Origin of the sequence: Vibrio lamellibrachiae (assembly GCF_050337265.1) — a bacterium.
GTDB classification, from domain to species: Bacteria; Pseudomonadota; Gammaproteobacteria; order Enterobacterales; family Vibrionaceae; genus Vibrio; species Vibrio kyushuensis.
This window is the reverse complement of sequence record NZ_JAKJSU010000004.1, coordinates 325,773-344,753: the sequence shown is the minus strand read 5'-3', so window position 1 is coordinate 344,753 and position 18,981 is coordinate 325,773. Positions and strand designations below refer to the sequence as shown.

The following is an 18,981-nucleotide window of genomic DNA, read 5'->3' as shown; positions in this document are numbered from 1 at the left end:
TAAATTTGAGGTGTAGTAATGAATTCGGTACCGAATGAATTAAGCCAAGATTGGAAAGAGATAGACTGGGTAATGACCGATGTGGACGATACCCTGACATGGGAAGGCCGCTTGCATCCTGAAACACTGATTGCACTGCAAAAGCTAAGAGATGCAGGTAAAAAGGTGGTTGCTGTTACTGGTGCTTGTGCGGGGTGGTGCGACCATATTGCTCAACTTTGGCCGGTAGATGCGGTATTGGGTGAAAATGGTGCGTTTATCATGGAGAAGAAAGAAGGCTATTTAACGCTGCGTTCAGACGTTCCTTTAGACCATATTCGAACAAAGCAAGACAAACTGAAGTCGCAAGTATTGGAAATCTTGAGTGAATATCCAGAGCTTGAGCTCACTTTGGATCAATCTTACCGATTGTGCGAAGTAGCGATTGATATTGGCCAGAACCGTCCTAAAGTTGACGACCAAGTTATTGAAGAGGTCGTGGCTAAAATTCACGCGTTGGGTGCACATGCAACGGCGAGCTCTATTCATATTAATGCTTGGTATGGTGAGCATTCTAAGCGAGCGACGACGATGGCTTTTTTAAAAGAGAAAGGATTGTCAGATCATGAGATCTTACATCGTGCGTGTTATGTCGGCGATTCGATGAATGATCAGTTTATGTTTGAAGCGATGCCGTACAGCGTAGGCGTTGCCAATATCAAACACTATTGGGATCGCTTAGATCATCATCCATCTGTTGTGATGCAACAACCTGGCGGGTTAGGTTTTTCAGAGTTCGCAGAAAAATTACTGGCGTTAAAGTAGTAAGCCCTAAGTGTAGAGAAGCAACAATATTGGTAAGCTCAATCTGAGGCGATGAAAGCTATTTTTATCGCCTTTTTGAACATTTGAGTTGTACATATTTCTATGTGCAATGGTTTGGTGCTCTAGTGATTGGTCAAGTCTATTTAATAACGTAGGCAATATAAAATACTTCTAATCTAGACAAAAAGTTAGTCGAATCTACTAAGTAACTTTGGCATCATAGCGAGGTCTAAAATCTCTTATTAATAGACGTAAATATTGCTCCATATTTTGGGCCCATGCCTTTGACCCATACCTTTAACCTTAGCTACCCATTATGGTTAGCGCTCACTTTTCGAGAGTGCATATTGAACACAGAATATAAATCCTCACTGATCCTCGTAATGACCACGATTCTAGCCGCGTTCGGTTGGATTTTTTCCAAAGAGGCTATTCAAGGGTTACCTCCGTTTGGGTTTATTGGGCTGAGATTTATCCTCGCCTCACTGTGTCTGCTTCCGCTTTGCTATAAATCAATGGTTAAAGCTCGATTGAAAGATATCACTTCGGCGGCAATGGTAGGGTGCCTGCTTGCGGGTGCGATTATGAATTGGATCTACGCTATTTCTATTAGCGATACGCTCGGCGAAGGTGCGTTTATTGTTAGCTTGTCGATGCTTATAGTTCCGCTTGTTGGTTGGCTATTGTTCAAAGAACGTCCACAGCGCGCGTTCTGGTTGTCGCTACCTGTTGCAATGATCGGATTAGCCTTTCTCTCTTTATCGGGGAGTTGGCAGCAATCGAGTAGCCAGTTCTTTTTTATCGGCTGTGCCACCATGCTTGCGCTACATTTTAATGTGAACCGAAAATACGCACAAAAGCTGCCAGTGCTTTTGCTTACCACGATTCAACTGTTCACCGTTGGGTGTTTAGTTTCGCTGTTTTCACTTATTACTGAAGATTTCCCTGCCGTGATTGAACCTTCAATCTGGGTTTGGTTTGCGCTAAGTGTTGTTTTAGCAACCAGCCTTCGCTATGTAATGCAGACGCTAGGACAAAAGGGAGCAGCTGCGGGAACTGCCGCACTTATCATGATTTTGGAGCCTGTTTGGACTGTGATTTTAAGTATCCTTTGGTATGGCGAACAGCTCTCTACGGGAAAGCTGATTGGTTGTGGTTTTATCTTGTTAGCTTTGGTTTTATATCGAACTCAAGGCCGACTGTTTAAAGGCTTCACCCTTCGCCATCGCTAGAACTATGGTACTTTCATTAAATAAAGAGTTACTTGTAACTAGATGATCTGACTGCTGTTGATTGAAATATTTCAATTAAAATCTTAAATGCAGTAGATAATTCTTTATTTGATTCGAACACTGAAATAAAGTTAGCGTTGATGATAAGGCTGTTAGTAGACTAAATTTAGTTGTAACACTCTTTATCAAGGAACGAACATGAAAATCGGTGTGATTGGCGCAGGCTCTGTTGGCGTTGGCATTTGTAATTATTTACTAACGCTAGGAAGTGTTAGTGAATTAGTCGTATTGGATCAAAACCTAGAGCGAGCTGAAGGGGAGGTTCTAGATTTTCGTCACACAGCTGCGTTAACTTTTTCAAAAAACACTCATATTATGGCGAGCGATGATTACTTATCATTGATCGGCGCTGATATTGTAGTTATCACAGCTGGTGCGCAAATCAAGCAAGGCCAAACCCGAATGGATTTAGCAGAAATTAATGCCAAAATTGGTGTTGATATTGCGCTTAAAGTGGGCCGAGTAGCACCTAATGCCACGTTAATCGTTGTTAGTAATCCATGTGACATCGTCACTCATTTCATTGTTAAAAATACCTATTTCTCTGCGAATAAAGTCATTAGTAGCGGCTGCGTTATTGATACAGCAAGGCTCATGTCTATTGTTGCGAGTCGAGTAAATCTTGACCCCAAAAATGTGTTTGGCTATGTACTTGGTGAACACGGAAGCAACTGCTTTACTCCGAAAAGCTTGATTAGTATTGCAGGGCAACCAGCAGACTATTATTGCGATACCAATCATCTTTCACGTATTGATGCGGATGAATTACTGGAGTCAGTAAAACATGCAGGTTATGAGATCTTTAAACGGAAACAAAATACCACTCATGGTATTGCCGCGAGTGTATTTAGAATAATCCAAGCGATTAAGATTGATGAACGATCAGTGTTACCAATAGCGACGATGATTGATGGTGAATACGGGCTTAATGATGTAGTGATGAGCCTACCGACCATTGTCGGTAAAAATGGTCGAGAATCGGTGTTGATTCACCCTTTTACTGAAGAAGAACTTACGGTGTTAGGGAGTATATCCGACCATATCAAGAATGATGTAGCCGAGGTAGCCAAGGCTACGGGATTAAGGGCTTAGAGATTATATTAAGGGGCACTTTCGCCCCTTTCGAATTTCGCCCTTTATGAATAGGTTTAGGCGCTATTTCCGGTAAAACTCAAGCTCCCAGTCTCTCTGATATAGGGTAGCTTGGCGGTAATTAATGTTGCCAGATGGGGAGGTAACAAACTTCAATAATATGCCATTCTCACGACTTTCAAACTCAGTGTTGCTTAGCGGTTGAAAGGCGATTGCGTCTTGTCCTGTCCACCTTCCCATGAGTTGATCATTTTCTAAAAACAATTCTGCTTCAAGTGGCATCGAGAAAGTTTTGTAGTGACCTAAATACTTGTTGAGTTCTTCTGCTGCGATTGACGTGAATGGACGGTTGTAGTTTGGAAGGGTTACGTCTTGATTGAAATACAGCCCGATTACAGTATTCATAATGTTTTTTTGGCTTTCATTGAGACCATTAGCTGTAATGGCAAAAGCAACGTCTTCCTTATCAAAATAGATTAACTGAGATTGAAACCCCTCTATTAACCCGTTGTGACCCCACCCCATTTTGCCGTAATAGGGCATGTACCATAGCCCTTTACCTACACCGGTGTTCATCGCTTTCATCTTATTTACGGTCTTAAGCGAGACTAACTTACCTTTAAATAGGGCATCAATAAAAATACCAAGATCGCTAGGGGTAGAGATAATCCCACCGGCACCGGCACTGACTGAAGGGTCCCAAACTGATTGTTCAAACCAATCACTAGCCCAATAAGTGTATGATTGAGTATCAAAGTTACAACTGCTGTAGTCACGACACAAAGACGTATTGCGTAACTTTAACTTATCAGTAATGTGTGTTTTTAGATTATCTTCATAGCTGTCACCTGTCACATCTTCAATGATTAAGCCAAGGAGGTAATAGCCGGTATTTGAGTATTGCCTACTGGTTCCTGGCTCGAATTTTTGACGGTAAGAGTAAAACCGGTCTAGCATTTGTTGGTTGGTTTGGCGTTGAGAGAAGTAACTAGCAAACTCTGGCGAGTCCGTATAATTGAATAGCCCACTTTGATGCGCGAGTAGGTGAGCGATAGTGATTGATTTTGATTTTTCAAAGTTTGGATAAAACTCGCTGAGTTCTGTCTTTAGTGATAACTCACCTTGTTCAATTAACTGAAAAATCATTGTTGCTGTAAATGTCTTGGTGATGGAGGCAATCGTATAACGTGTCTGCTTGTCGGCTAGGTTATGTTTAGCGTTATTTTGTCCAATAAAGGCATGCCCAATTTGATTCTGATAGAGCACTTCACCGTTCTCAACGATAGCTAAACTAAACATCGCTTTATTGTTAGCATCGATAAGCTCAATATATTCATCAATGCTCTCTAAGTTTGATTCACTCGCTACAGAGTAAAATGAGCAAGTAACGAATAATAGGGAAGCAATGGTTGACCAAATTGACCATTTAAGTGGTACCATCAAGTAGGTTGGTAACGCTCTAGTTTTCATGGGTTTACCTTGTATATTTAAGGGTGGTATTCATAATATCCCAACTGATTGCTAATAATTGAAATAATCATAACGTTTGTGAATCATTTGGTTGCATATGAGCGGTTCGTCGAAATTATCCTGCTGTTGATGACGTGTCACAGAGTTTTTTCTTCATTTTGTGGAGTGATAGAAAGAGTGCTAACTTATAACTGGTCTGACAAGGTTGTGTCATTCTTGTAGGGAAATAATTGCGATAGAAAAACAACAAGGATTCGTTGTGAAAGTACATACCATTCAAGGCTACATACAGACCATCTATTTGGTGGAGTATCCTGACAAGCTGATGCTTCTAGATGGAGCGAGCAGGGCAGATATTCCACGTATAAAGGCGTTTATAGAGAACTGCCTATGCCGAACGTTTAATGATTTAACAACTGTCGTGGTCACGCACATGCATCCTGATCATGCCGGTGGAGCGCACCTGTTGAGGAAGCAAACGGGTTGCAAGTTAGTCTCTGCCAATAAAGAACAAGATTGGTATGCTGGCTTTGAAGGTATTGTTATGCACTTAACAGATTTGGCTCTGGCAAAGTGGATGGCAAAACGCATGGGAGCAAAAAGAGCGGCACTTTGGTATCCAAGAAGGCTTAAACCAGATTATAAGCTCTCACATGGAGAAGCTATTCCTCAATTCGAAGATTGGCAAGTATTAGAGACTCCCGGTCATACGGATCGCGATTTATCTGTGTATCATTTAAAGCAAAAGGTCGTCTATGTTGGCGATCTAATGGTAAGGGTTAAAAAGAAACTCATTGCCCCTTTTCCTATTTTCCATCCCAATAAATATCGTCAGTCAGTCAAATTGATTTATGATCTTGAGTGCGACTCAATCTTAGCGGCGCACGGTGGTGAGGTTATGTTCAATTCCGAGGCGTATGGTCATTTAATCGATACAGCGCCGAGACGCCCAATCACTCATTGGCGTGTCACTAAGATTAAGTTGAAGGGCTTGTTTCGATCCGTTTGTTCTTTGAAGCAAAACTAGCAAGGAAAGCCTTTCGAATTAAAACGATCACTCGCAATATCCCAGAGCGTTATGTGTAAGAGTGACTCAATGCAGCGTTTCTGGAGAGTACAATGAAACAAGGAAGTATTCATTTTGAGGGAAATCAACTCTATTCTGTTAGGGGAGTCGATCCTATTGACCTCAAGCATATCGAGTATATGTATGTGAAATATTATGACAAACAAGCCAAAATTAAGCGCTCAGGGCTTATTAGTGGAATTGCATCTGCCGTGCTATTTATGCTTCATCCTATAGTAGGCTTCGTCATCTTTCCTGTGATTTTTACGCCGCTTTACCTAAAATCCCCCAGCTACGAACTACGTGTCTTTATCTCAAATAACTCAGGCTTTGGCTCAAAAGAGATCAGTTTTCATCGTTCGAATTTCCGAGATGAATATGATGAGATCATTGAGAAGGTGAAAACGAGAAAACAAAATTAGTTGAATTTGTGCTACTTTACAAAGTGTTATAGAGCATTCAAACTACTGGCGATTATTATGAAGTATTCTTGGTTCTGTCTACCCCTCTTTATTTTAGGGTGCAACGATGGTGCATACTCTCCAACGGAAATTGATATTGCACCACATGTATCGAGTGCCACTGAGGAAAGTGAACCTGATTATGATGTCGCATACGTTGATCTAAATGGTGATCAGCTAGATGACGCAGTCGTCTTAATGAAAGGAATAAACTGGTGCGGCTCTGGCGGATGTACGATGTTTATCTTTAAAAATCGAGGGGATGATTTCCAGTTAATCTCGAAAAGTACTGTAACTAGAAAACCAATCAGTGTCGCCAATACGGAAACTCTTGGGTGGAAAGACTTAACCGTTTGGTCTCGTGGAAAAGGGTTGGTTCTTATGAGCTTTGATGGACAGAAATACCCAAGAAATCCATCTCTGGCGCCACTTGTTGACGATCAAGAAAGCTTCCAACAGCAGTTGCTCCTTGAATAAGCGATACACGACGCAATATTTAATTCCGCTAGAAGAAACGCCCAAGAGAATTGATCTTGGGCATTTAGGTTTACCGCCAATTCTCATCGTGAACAGGGTAAACCTTCAAAGGGAAATAGCTAACAGCTTGGTAAAATTGTAGGGATGATATCTGCCAATGCATCGGCAAATTTTGCATGCTCTTCTCTTTGCCAGTGGACACCCTCTGTCTTACTGGTTTGAATATAGTCGGCTGCGTTAAGAAAATGACAGCCTAACTCTTGTGCACGTAGTTCATAGAAATAAGCTAGCTCCCTAGATTTCTCTTCAGCTCCAACAAAACTATCTATGAATGGGCCTACTTCTAATACCGGTGGTGGAGACACTAATAGCACTTCAGGTGGCTTTTCCATGAATGCGTGTTGAAACTGTTGAGCTATTTGTACTAAACGCGCAGCACCTTTTGATATATCGCTGGCAGTTGCATTAAACCGAGTTTGTAAATCATTTGTTCCAAGTACGATGATAACAAGATCAGGGTGGTGACTCTCTAAGCACGGGTGAAGATAATCAAGTCCACGTTTTCCTTGCTCGAATGGGTCTTCAAATACAGTGGTGCGGCTGTTCTGTCCTTCTTCTATGATTCGATAGTTTGACGAGATTTGAGTTTGCAGTCGCATGGTCCAGCGTTCATCGGTACTGAATCGACGAGGTTGGTCTGGATCGTAACCCCAAGTATTGGAGTCACCAAAACATAGAACAGTTTTCATAAGCTTCTTAGTGAGTCGTTGTTTTATTTCGATATTTCATTATGACGCACGGAATAGGGTTTTGTAATAATTAGCGACGTATTGGGTGACGATTATCAAATTTGGTAGGTAAGCTCGTATATATGAACGTATTTCGTCGGTGATATAGAGTAAGAAAAGCCACCATAGGTAGCTTTTCAGACTCTATCAAGTAAAAATTAGACAGTCGACGGAGCGATTAAATGACACTGTGTAAGGCTGTGAAAAATCGATCTATTTCGTCCTTAGTGTTGTAGTGCATTAATCCAACTCGAAGTATTCCACCTTTATGGGTCACACCAAGTGCGTCTGTTAGTCGGTCAGCATATAAGTGACCACTCCAAGTGTAGATCTCTTGCTCGCCTAAATGAGCAGCAACTTCAGCAGGATCGGTGTTACCGAAACGAAGAGCAAACGTCGCGGTTCGATTATTAGCCGTTGGCTCGCCAAACAGCTGGACCGATGGGAACTCTTTCAAACGTAATAAGAAGTAAGTAGCCAGTGACTCTTCATATTGATGGATATTGCTATACGCTGATTCTAACTTAGTTCTTAAATCACGCCCTTCACCTAATGATGCAAGATAATCAATCGCCATAGAAAACGCGGATAATGCTTCGAAATTTAGTGTCCCTGTTTCCCAACAGTTAGGCGCGAAGGTTGGTGCTGGCTCAACTTTGTAAGGTTTGTATTTTTCCAGCATCTCTTTACGCCCAAACAACACACCCAAGTGAGGGCCAAAGAACTTGTATGCAGACCCTGCAACAAAGTCGGCGCCCAATTTCTGTACGTTGAGAATCTGGTGCGGCAATAGGTGAACGGCATCGATGAATACGACACTACCGTTTGCCTTAGCTAGTTTAGTCACCTTGTTAATATCTACGATAGTTCCAGACAGGTTACTTGCGGCAGTAATGGCAACGAGACGTGTTCTATCATTGAGCAGAGACTGAAATTTTTCTAGGTCTAAATTACAGCTTGAATCGATTACCGGAACGTAGTGAACTTTTACACCTTTATCTTGTGCGGCCATTGCCCAAGAAGATCGATTTGCTCCGTGGTCTGCGTCACTGAGAATGATCTCATCACCAGCTTGCCACTCTTGGCTGATAGCGCGGCTAAAGTGAAATGCCATGGTTGTCATATTTGCGCCAAAGACCATTTCATCTTTAGATGAGGCGCCAAATAGAGCGGCTGCTTTCTCTCTACAAAGATCTACCAAGCTAACGGTATTCTTACTCACTGAGAACCGCCCACCGAGGTTGGAATTACCGTTATGTAGATAAGAACCAAAGCCTTCAATGACTGACTGTGGTAATTGTGTTCCGCCAGGGCCGTCGAAATAAACAGGTGATAGGCCATTGTTAAGTGATTCTAACGCTGGAAACTGTGCACGTAAGCTTGAAACATTCGTTTGATTAAGCGGTAAATACGAAGACATCACGTACTCCTTTTTCGCCAGCTTCACTAGAAAGAGTTTCGGAAATATGATGGAAAAAACGAGAATCATTGAGGATAACGAATTGGTTCTCTTCCAATACACAGTTTAAATGCGGGTGCTGTTCTACAGGCGAAGAAAAAATCTGGGTAAATCCGCCCGTGATATTTTTTCGTTGCACACAGAAGATTCCTACATAACGATAGCCGTCTTGATGTATGCCTTCTGGAGCCGGCGCACTTGTAGCGTCAGAGTTACAAGTGACACGAATTTGGTGAACATCGACCACTGAATTGTCTTTATCTGTTCCGGTTCGTTGCATAAAGGATCTAAGTAAGTGTTGGAAGTCTGGCGTTTTAACCATCTGATTGTTCATTTCGGCGAAATCTCGCTCTACATCTCCAACGACGCGGTTAAATTCTGACGATTGAGTAAAGGTGCTGTGAGGCAGTCTTGTTAGCTCTGTGTCTTCGGCTTGGAACCGAGCATAAGTTCGATAACGGTGATCACTGTCGACATATTTATCCGCAGGTAAATCTTCGAAGTATGAAGAAAGCTGAGGTGCAATATTGCTCGGTGTTTGAAAAGCTTCAATCAGAAATTTATTTTCCATTTCCATGACCTGTCCTTGTATGGCTTTTGTGTTTTTACTTAACAATAAATTAACAACAAGCGTATTATCTCGTTATTTTAAAACTTATCAATACATAAGGCCAAGAACGCGCGTATATTCCAGAATTTAAATCCACCAAGCCTGGTTTTTGGTTGTATTGGCTGAATTTCTAGCAGAAACCAGATGAAAGCACTGACTTAATAAGATTTATCCCTATTATTGTGGCGTCCAGTGCGATTGGATATGGTTTAGTGAGTAGGTTACTTTATAAATTGAGATCATTGATCTGATGTGAACATATTTAGAATACAAGTGTTAGCTTTGCCGTATGACCCATTTATATGGACATCTTCGGAGCGTTAAGCAACTTGTCTCGGTACTCGGGATATTGAACAACAGCACCATAAATGTTGTACGCGATAACTAGCCAGTTAATAGCAAAGGTAATTGCCATTAAGGGGGTTGCCGCTGGTAGCAGTAAAGCAACCCACAGCGTTATAAGCAGTATTAGATAAGAGTATAACTGTCGCTTCATGCGAACCCTGCTGATCAGCTGATAGTGATCGGGAAGTGGGATCATGGCCATTGGATTTTGCATCATGAGGCGTTGTAAGTGTAGTGAAATTAGAAAGGGGACTATTTTAAGTAGCATGCCTTGAATGATGGCTAATACAAAGCCAAAACTGAACAGGAAGCCTAGTAATACCTCTAGCTTGGTTTGCCACATAATGGCCCATTCAGGTTTTGCAATTGGTAGAATTAACCACAGTAATAATAAGCAGGCGAGCACTAAGTTAACTAAGCCAAGCTGCCAATAATTGATCACAACGTCGGGTAATTTACGCTTGCGCTTGGTTAAACGCTCTAGGGTGATCACGCAGTAAAGTAGCGTTGCTGCAATGCATAGTAGCCACCCGAACGAAAGCCATTCCACCGAAAAAGAGCCGCCAAACACTTCAACACTTGCTACACCAAACCCTGAAACGAGTAGAGTGATGAGAGAGTAACGCCACTTTTTGCTAAAGCTTGGTGTTACGTGAAACATTGGAATGACTTGAAAGCTCACTGCCATTATTAGCAGCATGACCCAACCAAAACTACCAATGCCCGCATGTAAATTAGTTAGAGCTTTGCCAGCGCCCGGCATATAGCCCCACAGGTAACCACTGAGTAAAACCAGCCCAATAAGCAGCAAGGCGGCCAGTGCTGAGACAGAAAATAAGATAGGTAAACGCGTTTGTTCCCCATTTGCTTTCATTAATAGCAGCCAGATAAGCGAGAAGCAGAAGTAGCCAAGACTTAGGCCAAGTAAAACAAATGGTAATAGAAAGCTCAGCCAGCCCAGAAATGCTGCGGCTAATGTTAAAACACCGGTCACTAGAGCGGCATGAAACATGTGTAAGCGCATGCCCGTTATTGGTATAGCAGCACCACAAAGTACAGGCATGACTTGAAATAGAGAGCCAATCATCACCATTGCCATCACTCCTAACGCGATTAAGTGCGTAATTGCGAGGGTTACAGGCATCCAACGACTGATCCATAGAGTTTCCCCATGCAGTGCGATTAATATGGCTGCTAACAGTGCAAAAACAGGTGCGGTAAGGTAGAAGCGGATAGGGGATGAAATAGCCGGAATGGTATCAAAGTTCAGGCCTGACATTCTCATAGTGGGTGTTTCTTGTAGAGAGATTTATTTACTAACAGTTGCTCAGCCAAACTCTTAGCGTCGTTATCTTTAACTCGCCAAAAATAGAGCTGAAAATGTGATGGAGTAACTTCATCGCAAAGATACTCGAAGCGTGCTGCTATCATTTCAAATAGTGGTACGGGTTTACGCCTATGCTTTACCGCAAGTACTTCACCAGCATTTAGCTTTTGCAGAGCTGCGGTGATCTGGTGCATTGGCTGCGGTGGTTCAAGCTCACTCACATCTAATTGCGTTACTTGGCGTAAATCCATCCCGTCCCCACTACTTCTTATTACTTGTTAATTCTATTACTTAATAACGATATTACTTAATAATTCAATTGATCGGTTGCGCTATTGAGCACTCATTTGCTCAACGATCTCTGAACTATTGCTAAGGTGCTTATCTGTCATTGGGTAAAGAATTTGTTCTTCTTTCATATTGTGCTGTTGAATGAAGATCATAATGCTTTCACTGCTGCCCATTGCGCGCTCGATGTCTTGTTGTTCAATCGCTAACGCCATCTGTTCAAACATAGACTTAATCTGTGCATGCTCTTGACGCATCACCATCGTTGGCCCTGCTGTCATGCCAGTTTGCTTTTCAAAGGCAGGAAAAAGGATCTGCTCTTCTAGATTAAAGTGGTGTAGGGTCTCTTTTTCAAACTCTCCCCATAGCGCTGCAAAGCCGCTCCAGTCTTTATTGGCTAATACGGCTTCCGCTTCAACGAGAAGGTTGTCACAGGTTTTGTGATGTTCGGTCATAAATTCTTGAATTGACGCCATTATCGGTTCCTTATTGATTTTGTTTTTCTCAATTTTAGAGATGATATCTGGCGTAATTAGTGAAAGCTATGCTAACGAAGTGGTAGTTCTACGTTGGTTTGATTTGAATCATTATTTACAGTTTAAATAATTGCTTGGTGGCATCGGCCAATAAGTTTAAGCATGGGGTGAATACTCAAAGGCAATCAGCTTTTGAATTGCTCTGTTGATCTCAATAATTTCATCCACCTTAGTAACATTTTCCACCGCGTCGAGTAATAGTTCTTTACTGCAAGGGGGGATCCTATCAATGTTAATTATTTTGCCGCGAGTAGTATTTTTCAGAAGACTGAAAGTCGATTCGTTCATTTGGAAAGCCTAGTTGATGTTATTTAATTATTTATAGTATTTTTGGCAGAACTATATACAACTATGTGCGAAGAGCAAGGAATATAAGACATTCCTATATGTCACTTTGCTCTATTGAAATTGATCATGCTTTGTAAGCTATTTAACGTACTCAAATGGAAAGACAAGTTGCTCTGTTCTAAACCCTGCTTGCTCGGCAATTCGTAGGTATTTATTCATTTTATGTTCGGGTAGGGCGTTGGTTCGAGACAAAAGCCAGAATTGATTTGCGCCACTTGTGACCATGGCGGTGGAGTAGTCATCCTCTAAATAAAAGACAACGTAACTTCCATAGAATGGACCTGAAAACGAAACATGAAGGTGGCCAACATTCTCGCCTGTGGCAAGCTTGCCTCTGCCGATGGCTTCTTTCCATTGATGGCTCTCTTCGCTCCAGCCACTATTCACCACCTTGATACTTCCATCGCTATCGACTGAATATTGAGTTCGTGTGTGGGTTAAGCCTCGCTCAAAACTATGATCTAACCGAGCTACTTCGTACCAAGTTCCCATATATGCGGCAAGATCAAACTCTTCTACAGGCAACAGAAATCGAGATATCCCACTGCAGCCAGTAGAAAAAATGATGGTTAAACAAATGATTAATAAATTGGTTGCGCGTTTCATAATTCAGTTCCTTTGCCGCCCAGTGGAAGGGTATGGAAACTAATGCATTTATAACGCCATGTTTGTATGTTTATTAAGCAGGTGAGGTCGGGGAACTTAAATTGATTGCATCATTTGGTAATTTAATAACATATTCGTAAACTGACCATATCGATATGAGCATAGTTTTATTTGAAGAGTAACGAAATGCCTATGTGTAACCTCAATTTGATTACCTATTAGGCTAATGAGCTAACCCTAAAGAGGTGTTTAATTCTGTAATTGATTTACATCATGTATTAATTTTCTTTCACAATTAACAATAAGCCCAGTTAAGCAGCATTTTTCTAAAACGCTCTTTGTACAGGGAAGAAGCTGCTAAGAAAATTAACCGTCAGGAATTCTTATGAGCAAGTTGAAACTAGTCGTAATTGGTAATGGCATGGTCGGCCATCGCTTTATTGAAGATTTAGTCGAAAAGACCGATGTATCTAATATGGATATTACGGTCTTTTGTGAAGAGCCCCGCGTTGCTTATGATCGCGTTCATCTTTCTTCATATTTTTCACACCACACTGCCGATGAGCTTTCACTCGTTAAAGAGGGTTTCTACGAAAAGCACGGCATCAATATCTTAATTGGTGAACGTGCGATTAATATCAATCGTGAAAAACAGAACGTTTATTCAAGTACTGGTCGTGAGATTCATTACGACAAGTTGGTCTTAGCGACCGGCTCATTCCCATTTGTTCCACCAATTAAAGGTAACGAAAGCAAAGACTGTTTTGTTTACCGTACTATTGAAGATCTGAAATCAATTGAAGCGACGGCTAAAAACAGTAAAAGCGGTGTTGTAATTGGTGGTGGCTTACTTGGTCTTGAAGCAGCAGGTGCACTTAAAGCCTTAGGCGTAACAACACACGTTGTTGAGTTTGCACCAAAGCTTATGGCTGAGCAGCTTGATCAAGCGGGTGGTGATCAACTTCGCCAAAAAATTGAGCGTATGGGCGTTCAAGTTCATACCAGCAAAAATACGCTAGAAATCGTTGCCGAAGGGACCGATGCTCGTAATGTCATGCGTTTTGCTGATGGGACTGAGCTTGAAACTGACTTTATCGTTTTCTCTGCGGGTATTCGCCCACAAGACAAACTGGCTCGCCAAATGGGTCTTGGTATCGCACCTCGCGGTGGTATCGAAATTGATAATCACTGTCGTACAACCGATGAAAACATCTACGCAATTGGCGAATGTGCTTCTTGGAACCGTACCTTCTATGGTTTGGTTGCACCAGGCTACAAAATGGCAACCGTTGCTGTTGACCACGTACTAGGCAACGAGAGTTCGTTTGAAGGCGCAGACATGAGCGCAAAGCTTAAACTGCTTGGCGTGAAAGTAGGCTCTATCGGTGATGCAAACGGTCGTACTCCAGGCTGTAAGAGCTACGTTTACCAAAACGAAGAACAAGAAGTGTATAAGCGTATTATCGTTTCTGAAGACGGCAAGAAATTGCTAGGCGCAGTAATGGTGGGAGACACCTCTGACTACGGTGACCTGCTTCAATTAAAACTCAATGATATTGAGCTTCCAAAGCACCCTGATACTCTGATTCTTCCTGCTCATGCGGGCGCAGAAAAGCCGTCTTTAGGCGCTGACTCACTACCTGAAACTGCGGTTATCTGTTCTTGTTTTGACGTAACTAAAGGCAAAATCGCTCAAGCGGTCGCTGATGGTCACCATACTATGGCAGACATCAAAGCAGTCACTGGCGCAGGTACAGGTTGCGGTGGTTGTATTCCACTAGTGACATCAGTACTTAATGCAGAGCTTGCTAAATCTGGTGTTGAAGTGAAAAACGATGTGTGTGAGCACTTTGCTTATTCTCGCCAAGAGCTGTTCCACCTTATTCGCATTGAAGAGATCAAAACCTTTGATGAGCTGCTAGAAAAATACGGTAAAGGTTACGGCTGTGAAGTCTGTAAACCATTAGCGGGTTCAATCTTAGCGTCTTGCTGGGGTGAGCACATTCTGAAGCCAGAGCTGGTTAAGCTGCACGACACCAATGATAACTTCCTTGGCAACATGCAAAAAGACGGCACTTACTCGGTAATTCCACGTATGGCTGGCGGTGAAGTAACGCCTCAAGCTCTAAGTGTTCTTGCTGACGTAGCCGCTGAATATAACCTATATACCAAAATTACTGGCGCTCAACGTATCGGCCTATTTGGTGCGCAAAAAGATGATTTGCCAGCTATCTGGAAAAAGCTTGTAGCAGCCGGTTATGAAACAGGTCAAGCGTACGCAAAAGCACTTCGCATGGCAAAAACGTGTGTTGGTTCTACTTGGTGTCGTTTCGGTGTTCAAGACTCAGTGGGCCTAGGCGTAATGATCGAGAACCGTTACAAAGGCATTCGTACGCCACATAAAATGAAGTTCGGTGTGTCGGGTTGTACTCGTGAATGTGCTGAAGCGCAGGGTAAAGACTTAGGTATCATCGCGACAGACGCAGGTTGGAACATGTACGTATGTGGTAACGGTGGTATGAAGCCACGTCACGCAGACCTACTTGCTTCAGACTTAGACCAAGAGACGTTAATCAAATACATCGACCGATTCATGATGTTCTACATTCGCACGGCTGCGCCACTACAGCGTACCTCGGTTTGGATGGAGAACTTAGAAGGCGGCGTTGATTACCTACGTGAAGTGATTGTTGATAACAAGCTTGGTATCAATGACCAACTAGAAACAGATGTAGCAAATCTCGTTGAAAACTTTAGCTGTGAATGGACAGATACGATTAATGATGAAGCTCAGCTTAAGCGCTTTGCTCACTTTGTTAACTCTGATTTACGTGACGACAATGTTGTATTTGTTCAAGAGCGTGCTCAGCACCGTCCTGCGACCTTTACTGAGAAACACCCAGAAGCGAAAGGCGATATCCTACACGTAACGTTAACTGATACAGCAGGGGAGAAATAAGCATGGCTAACAATAAAGCGACCTTTCAAAAAGTGTGTGACATCGCTGACATCATTCCAGGTACAGGTGTATGTGCACTGTTAAATGGTGAGCAAGTTGCGATATTTCGCCCAACAGATGCTGAAGATGTTTTCGCGATTAGTAATCAAGACCCGTTTGCTCAGTCAAATGTGCTCTCTCGCGGATTGATTTGCCAACATCAAGATCAGCTTTGGGTGGCAAGCCCACTTAAAAAGCAGCGCTTCAATTTAACGACTGGCGTGTGCATGGAAGATGAACGTTTCAGCGTTAAAGCATACAAGACCCGTGTAGATAACGGTTCAGTTGAGTTATCGGCGTAAGCCGTTTGTTAATGCTCAAATCGTAAAAGAGATTCGATAGTTCAAGGGCTTCTGGCTTCACGAGAGAACGTAATGTTCAGGAGCCTTTTCCTATCCAATTTTAATTTTTAACTTTTAATCCTATTTATATATGGGAAAGGACACAAATATGAATGATCTAAAACCTGCTGAATTCGTACAAACCATGATTGATGTGGGTGAAGCGAAAGTAAAAACGAGCACGCGTGACCTGATTTTACGTGGCATCATGGCTGGTATTATCCTTTCATTAGCAGTTGTTGTTGCTATTACAACCATTACCCAAACGGGTATTGGCATTGTCGGTGCGCTTGTTTTCCCTGTTGGTTTTTGTATTTTAAGTTTAATGGGTTACGACCTTGTAACAGGTGTATTTGGTTTAGCACCGTTAGCAAAATTTGAAGGTCGCCCGGGTATTACGTGGGGTCGAGTTCTACGTTGTTGGGGCCTTGTTGGCTTTGGTAACTTAATCGGTTCTTTGATTGTTGCTTTCCTTATTGCACTATCATTCACTATGAACTTCAGCGTTGAACCGGGTGCTGTAGGTCAAACTTTCATTAAAGCAGCAACAGCTCGTACCGTTGGTTTTGAAGACGCAGGTGTGAACGGTTGGATTACCGTATTTGTACGCGGTATTCTTTGTAACTTAATGGTTTGTCTAGGTGTTATCGGCAACATGACGGCACGCACAGTCGCAGGTAAGATTGTGGCAATGTGGCTTCCTATCTTCATCTTCTTTGCACTAGTGTTTGAGCACGCTGTAGTAAACATGTTCCTATTCCCACTAGGTATGATGCTAGGTGCTGATTTTGGTATCGCGACTTGGTTGAACTTCAACCTAATCCCTACCATTCTTGGTAACCTTGTTGGTGGTCTACTGTTCACATGTGTGCCTCTATATTTAACGCACGCTAAAACAGCGCCGGCTCTAAAAAACGAAGATGCAGAAGTAAGCATGACGCCTTCGTTCGACGCGAAATAATTGAACGTCCCTTTAAGGTCGTTTAGTTAAGTCAGCGAAAAAGAATATAAAATGCTATAGACCACAAAGCCTCAAGTGTAATCGCTTGAGGCTTTTTCTATAGAGGTTCGAGGCTTACATAGATTGTTTTGTTATAAATATTTCCATCTTTGTTTTAATTAATGGTGATGTTTTTTAACGACAACTGATAATCTTAGTTTCATAAGTTGTAGGGGCTTTATGGAAATAAGCCTCATAATAAGAATTAGGTTCATACTAGATTTACATTAGTAGAACCATTGCTCGGAGCACAGCATGTCAGATGTATCTCATACTATTCAGCCATCAGGGTTTGTTTCACTAGTCGGTTCAGGGCCGGGCGATCCCGATTTATTGACGGTTAAAGGGCATCGAGTTATCTCACAAGCCCAAGTGGTCGTTTATGACCGTTTGGTTTCCCCTGAAATTCTCGCTATCGCTAAAGACGATGCTGAGATGATTTATGTGGGTAAAAAGGTCGATTTTCACTTTGTTCCTCAAGATCAAATTAACCAACTTCTAGTTGATAAAGCACTAGAGGGCAAGCAAGTGGTACGCTTGAAAGGCGGTGATCCGTTTATTTTTGGCCGTGGTGGGGAAGAGCTAGAAACGCTCGCCGAAAATGGGGTTAAATTTGAAGTTGTACCGGGTATTACCGCAGCTGCAGGCGCAACAGCCTACGCAGGTATTCCACTTACACACCGAGATCACGCCCAAAGTGTTCAGTTTATCACTGGCCACATTCAAAAAGATGGGCAAGAAATTCACTGGCCAACGTTAGCACGCAGTAACAACACGTTAGTGTTTTACATGGGTTTAAAACAGTGCCCAACGATCACTCAAAATCTTATTGATAACGGACTTTCAGCTGATACACCTTGCGCTATTATTGAAAATGGTACGCGTAAAAAGCAAAAAGTCTTTACAGGAAAGCTAGATGAACTTGCTGATTTGTCTAAACAGGCGGTTAGCCCTGCGTTGATTGTCGTTGGTAGTGTGACTGGGCTTCATGAGAAACTTAAGTGGTTTCAAGAAAGTCAGTAGAGCGTGATTGTTCCCCAAAAATGCAGTGTCTGATGATGCTGCATTTTTTGTTGATAGGGCAGTTATCTATCTAGCTTGGTGATAAATTTACTTGCCTCTTTGGGGCTTGTTACCCTCACAAACTCTATATGGCGATACTTGGGGTCTTTCAGTAATTTGGTGTAGCGAAAACGATTTTTCTTATATGTTTTCAGTGTCCAAAGAATAACCGAGTCTTTGCTAAGAAATGATTTTCTAAACGATTCTACATTACCCGTTTTCGACCAGAGTTCTTGTTTCGTGAGTGATCTAATGAGGGCTCTTTTCATCGCTTGATAGACTGTTCGTGAAAAAGAATAATCAACCCAAATGATGGTATCCACTTTAGACCATTTTATTTCTGCTGTTCGATTATAATTCCCGTCTAAAACCCAGTAATCTCCATCCAAGCTTTCGGAGAGCTTTGTGAAAAACTCATCATCTGATGACTCTTGCCAATTCGGTTTCCAGAACATTGCGTCCATCTCCAAATGGGGATAGTTCAGTTCACGGGCGAGACTGCGGCTAAAAGTACTTTTACCACTTCCACTAGTGCCTATTACATTAATTCTTTTCATCGCATAGCCTGATTATTTGTTCTAACACAATGTTTACCTAGCAGGCGATACGCA

Annotated in this window: 19 protein-coding genes; 10 read left to right on the top strand and 9 right to left on the bottom strand. The window is 42.2% G+C overall.

Annotated elements, in window-relative coordinates; genetic code table 11:
• Nucleotides 1–18: 18 nt before the first annotated feature.
• From L4C54_RS01795 to L4C54_RS01785, 3 genes are all read left to right on the top strand, one after another.
• Complete coding sequence (locus L4C54_RS01795) at nucleotides 19–804, top strand: HAD-IIB family hydrolase (RefSeq protein WP_428806849.1); 786 nt, start codon at nucleotides 19–21, stop codon at nucleotides 802–804.
• Between the two features lie 344 nt (nucleotides 805–1,148).
• Nucleotides 1,149–2,036, top strand: coding sequence for a DMT family transporter (locus tag L4C54_RS01790; protein WP_428807385.1), 888 nt, complete (start codon nucleotides 1,149–1,151; stop codon nucleotides 2,034–2,036).
• A gap of 198 nt (nucleotides 2,037–2,234) precedes the next feature.
• On the top strand, nucleotides 2,235–3,188 hold the full coding sequence (locus tag L4C54_RS01785) for a lactate/malate family dehydrogenase (protein WP_428806848.1): 954 nt from the start codon (nucleotides 2,235–2,237) through the stop codon (nucleotides 3,186–3,188).
• Between the two features lie 63 nt (nucleotides 3,189–3,251).
• Here L4C54_RS01785 and L4C54_RS01780 read toward each other — a convergent pair whose 3' ends face one another.
• Nucleotides 3,252–4,658, bottom strand: coding sequence for a serine hydrolase domain-containing protein (locus L4C54_RS01780; protein WP_428806847.1), 1,407 nt, complete (start codon nucleotides 4,656–4,658; stop codon nucleotides 3,252–3,254).
• A 259-nt stretch (nucleotides 4,659–4,917) separates the two neighbouring features.
• Here L4C54_RS01780 and L4C54_RS01775 point away from each other — a divergent pair, with 259 nt between their 5' ends.
• From L4C54_RS01775 to L4C54_RS01765, 3 genes are all read left to right on the top strand, one after another.
• The gene (locus L4C54_RS01775; protein WP_428806846.1) at nucleotides 4,918–5,685 is read left to right on the top strand and encodes an MBL fold metallo-hydrolase; all 768 of its coding nucleotides are present in this window, start codon (nucleotides 4,918–4,920) and stop codon (nucleotides 5,683–5,685) included.
• Between the two features lie 92 nt (nucleotides 5,686–5,777).
• Nucleotides 5,778–6,146, top strand: coding sequence for a hypothetical protein (locus L4C54_RS01770; RefSeq protein ID WP_428806845.1), 369 nt, complete (start codon nucleotides 5,778–5,780; stop codon nucleotides 6,144–6,146).
• A 57-nt stretch (nucleotides 6,147–6,203) separates the two neighbouring features.
• Entirely contained in the window at nucleotides 6,204–6,662 is a 459-nt protein-coding gene (locus tag L4C54_RS01765) for a hypothetical protein (protein ID WP_428801850.1), read from the top strand.
• 119 nt (nucleotides 6,663–6,781) lie between these two features.
• Here L4C54_RS01765 and L4C54_RS01760 read toward each other — a convergent pair whose 3' ends face one another.
• The 7 genes from L4C54_RS01760 to L4C54_RS01730 form a co-directional block, all read right to left on the bottom strand.
• Nucleotides 6,782–7,411 (bottom strand): SGNH/GDSL hydrolase family protein, encoded by a 630-nt coding sequence (locus tag L4C54_RS01760; RefSeq protein WP_428806844.1) that lies wholly within the window; start codon nucleotides 7,409–7,411, stop codon nucleotides 6,782–6,784.
• Between the two features lie 217 nt (nucleotides 7,412–7,628).
• Nucleotides 7,629–8,870: a cysteine desulfurase-like protein gene (locus L4C54_RS01755; RefSeq protein ID WP_428806843.1), complete on the bottom strand. Its 1,242-nt coding sequence runs from the start codon at nucleotides 8,868–8,870 to the stop codon at nucleotides 7,629–7,631.
• On the bottom strand, nucleotides 8,848–9,486 hold the full coding sequence (locus L4C54_RS01750) for a 2OG-Fe dioxygenase family protein (RefSeq protein WP_428806842.1): 639 nt from the start codon (nucleotides 9,484–9,486) through the stop codon (nucleotides 8,848–8,850). Before L4C54_RS01750 ends, L4C54_RS01755 begins: the two co-directional genes overlap by 23 nt.
• A 331-nt stretch (nucleotides 9,487–9,817) precedes the next feature.
• Entirely contained in the window at nucleotides 9,818–11,149 is a 1,332-nt protein-coding gene (locus L4C54_RS01745; RefSeq protein WP_428806841.1) for a hypothetical protein, read from the bottom strand.
• Nucleotides 11,146–11,442 (bottom strand): DUF2249 domain-containing protein, encoded by a 297-nt coding sequence (locus L4C54_RS01740; RefSeq protein ID WP_428806840.1) that lies wholly within the window; start codon nucleotides 11,440–11,442, stop codon nucleotides 11,146–11,148. Before L4C54_RS01740 ends, L4C54_RS01745 begins: the two co-directional genes overlap by 4 nt.
• Before the next feature lie 81 nt (nucleotides 11,443–11,523).
• The gene (locus tag L4C54_RS01735; protein ID WP_428806839.1) at nucleotides 11,524–11,955 is read right to left on the bottom strand and encodes a hemerythrin domain-containing protein; all 432 of its coding nucleotides are present in this window, start codon (nucleotides 11,953–11,955) and stop codon (nucleotides 11,524–11,526) included.
• Nucleotides 11,956–12,441: 486 nt separating this feature from the next.
• Entirely contained in the window at nucleotides 12,442–12,969 is a 528-nt protein-coding gene (locus L4C54_RS01730) for a lipocalin family protein (protein WP_428806838.1), read from the bottom strand.
• Nucleotides 12,970–13,354: 385 nt separating this feature from the next.
• Between L4C54_RS01730 and nirB the strand changes: the two genes are divergently transcribed.
• The 4 genes from nirB to cobA all read left to right on the top strand — a co-directional run bounded on the left by nirB (nucleotide 13,355) and on the right by cobA (nucleotide 18,331).
• Nucleotides 13,355–15,928 (top strand): nitrite reductase large subunit NirB, encoded by a 2,574-nt coding sequence (nirB, locus tag L4C54_RS01725; RefSeq protein ID WP_428806837.1) that lies wholly within the window; start codon nucleotides 13,355–13,357, stop codon nucleotides 15,926–15,928.
• 2 nt (nucleotides 15,929–15,930) lie between these two features.
• Nucleotides 15,931–16,269 (top strand): nitrite reductase small subunit NirD, encoded by a 339-nt coding sequence (gene nirD, locus L4C54_RS01720; RefSeq protein WP_428806836.1) that lies wholly within the window; start codon nucleotides 15,931–15,933, stop codon nucleotides 16,267–16,269.
• A gap of 148 nt (nucleotides 16,270–16,417) precedes the next feature.
• Nucleotides 16,418–17,269, top strand: a complete 852-nt coding sequence (locus L4C54_RS01715) for a formate/nitrite transporter family protein (protein WP_428801863.1) — start codon at nucleotides 16,418–16,420, stop codon at nucleotides 17,267–17,269.
• A gap of 294 nt (nucleotides 17,270–17,563) precedes the next feature.
• Nucleotides 17,564–18,331 carry a uroporphyrinogen-III C-methyltransferase gene (gene cobA / locus L4C54_RS01710; RefSeq protein ID WP_428801864.1) on the top strand — a complete coding sequence of 256 codons (768 nt, stop codon included), beginning with the start codon at nucleotides 17,564–17,566 and terminating at the stop codon, nucleotides 18,329–18,331.
• A gap of 62 nt (nucleotides 18,332–18,393) precedes the next feature.
• Here the strand turns inward: cobA and L4C54_RS01705 are convergent, their stop codons facing one another.
• Nucleotides 18,394–18,927: an AAA family ATPase gene (locus tag L4C54_RS01705; RefSeq protein ID WP_428806835.1), complete on the bottom strand. Its 534-nt coding sequence runs from the start codon at nucleotides 18,925–18,927 to the stop codon at nucleotides 18,394–18,396.
• Nucleotides 18,928–18,981 lie beyond the last annotated feature (54 nt).

Excerpts from the sequence above, each read along its gene's own strand:
- L4C54_RS01785 (WP_428806848.1), top strand. The coding sequence starts at position 2,235 with ATGAAAATCGGTGTGATTGGCGCAGGCTCTGTTGGCGTTGGCATTTGT.
- L4C54_RS01795 (WP_428806849.1), top strand. The coding sequence starts at position 19 with ATGAATTCGGTACCGAATGAATTAAGCCAAGATTGGAAAGAGATAGAC.
- nirB (WP_428806837.1), top strand. The coding sequence starts at position 13,355 with ATGAGCAAGTTGAAACTAGTCGTAATTGGTAATGGCATGGTCGGCCAT.
- L4C54_RS01745 (WP_428806841.1), bottom strand. The coding sequence starts at position 11,149 with ATGAGAATGTCAGGCCTGAACTTTGATACCATTCCGGCTATTTCATCC.
- cobA (WP_428801864.1), top strand. The coding sequence starts at position 17,564 with ATGTCAGATGTATCTCATACTATTCAGCCATCAGGGTTTGTTTCACTA.
- L4C54_RS01735 (WP_428806839.1), bottom strand. The coding sequence starts at position 11,955 with ATGGCGTCAATTCAAGAATTTATGACCGAACATCACAAAACCTGTGAC.
- L4C54_RS01740 (WP_428806840.1), bottom strand. The coding sequence starts at position 11,442 with ATGGATTTACGCCAAGTAACGCAATTAGATGTGAGTGAGCTTGAACCA.
- L4C54_RS01705 (WP_428806835.1), bottom strand. The coding sequence starts at position 18,927 with ATGAAAAGAATTAATGTAATAGGCACTAGTGGAAGTGGTAAAAGTACT.
- L4C54_RS01730 (WP_428806838.1), bottom strand. The coding sequence starts at position 12,969 with ATGAAACGCGCAACCAATTTATTAATCATTTGTTTAACCATCATTTTT.
- L4C54_RS01750 (WP_428806842.1), bottom strand. The coding sequence starts at position 9,486 with ATGGAAATGGAAAATAAATTTCTGATTGAAGCTTTTCAAACACCGAGC.
- L4C54_RS01760 (WP_428806844.1), bottom strand. The coding sequence starts at position 7,411 with ATGAAAACTGTTCTATGTTTTGGTGACTCCAATACTTGGGGTTACGAT.
- nirD (WP_428806836.1), top strand. The coding sequence starts at position 15,931 with ATGGCTAACAATAAAGCGACCTTTCAAAAAGTGTGTGACATCGCTGAC.
- L4C54_RS01755 (WP_428806843.1), bottom strand. The coding sequence starts at position 8,870 with ATGTCTTCGTATTTACCGCTTAATCAAACGAATGTTTCAAGCTTACGT.
- L4C54_RS01770 (WP_428806845.1), top strand. The coding sequence starts at position 5,778 with ATGAAACAAGGAAGTATTCATTTTGAGGGAAATCAACTCTATTCTGTT.
- L4C54_RS01780 (WP_428806847.1), bottom strand. The coding sequence starts at position 4,658 with ATGAAAACTAGAGCGTTACCAACCTACTTGATGGTACCACTTAAATGG.
- L4C54_RS01715 (WP_428801863.1), top strand. The coding sequence starts at position 16,418 with ATGAATGATCTAAAACCTGCTGAATTCGTACAAACCATGATTGATGTG.
- L4C54_RS01765 (WP_428801850.1), top strand. The coding sequence starts at position 6,204 with ATGAAGTATTCTTGGTTCTGTCTACCCCTCTTTATTTTAGGGTGCAAC.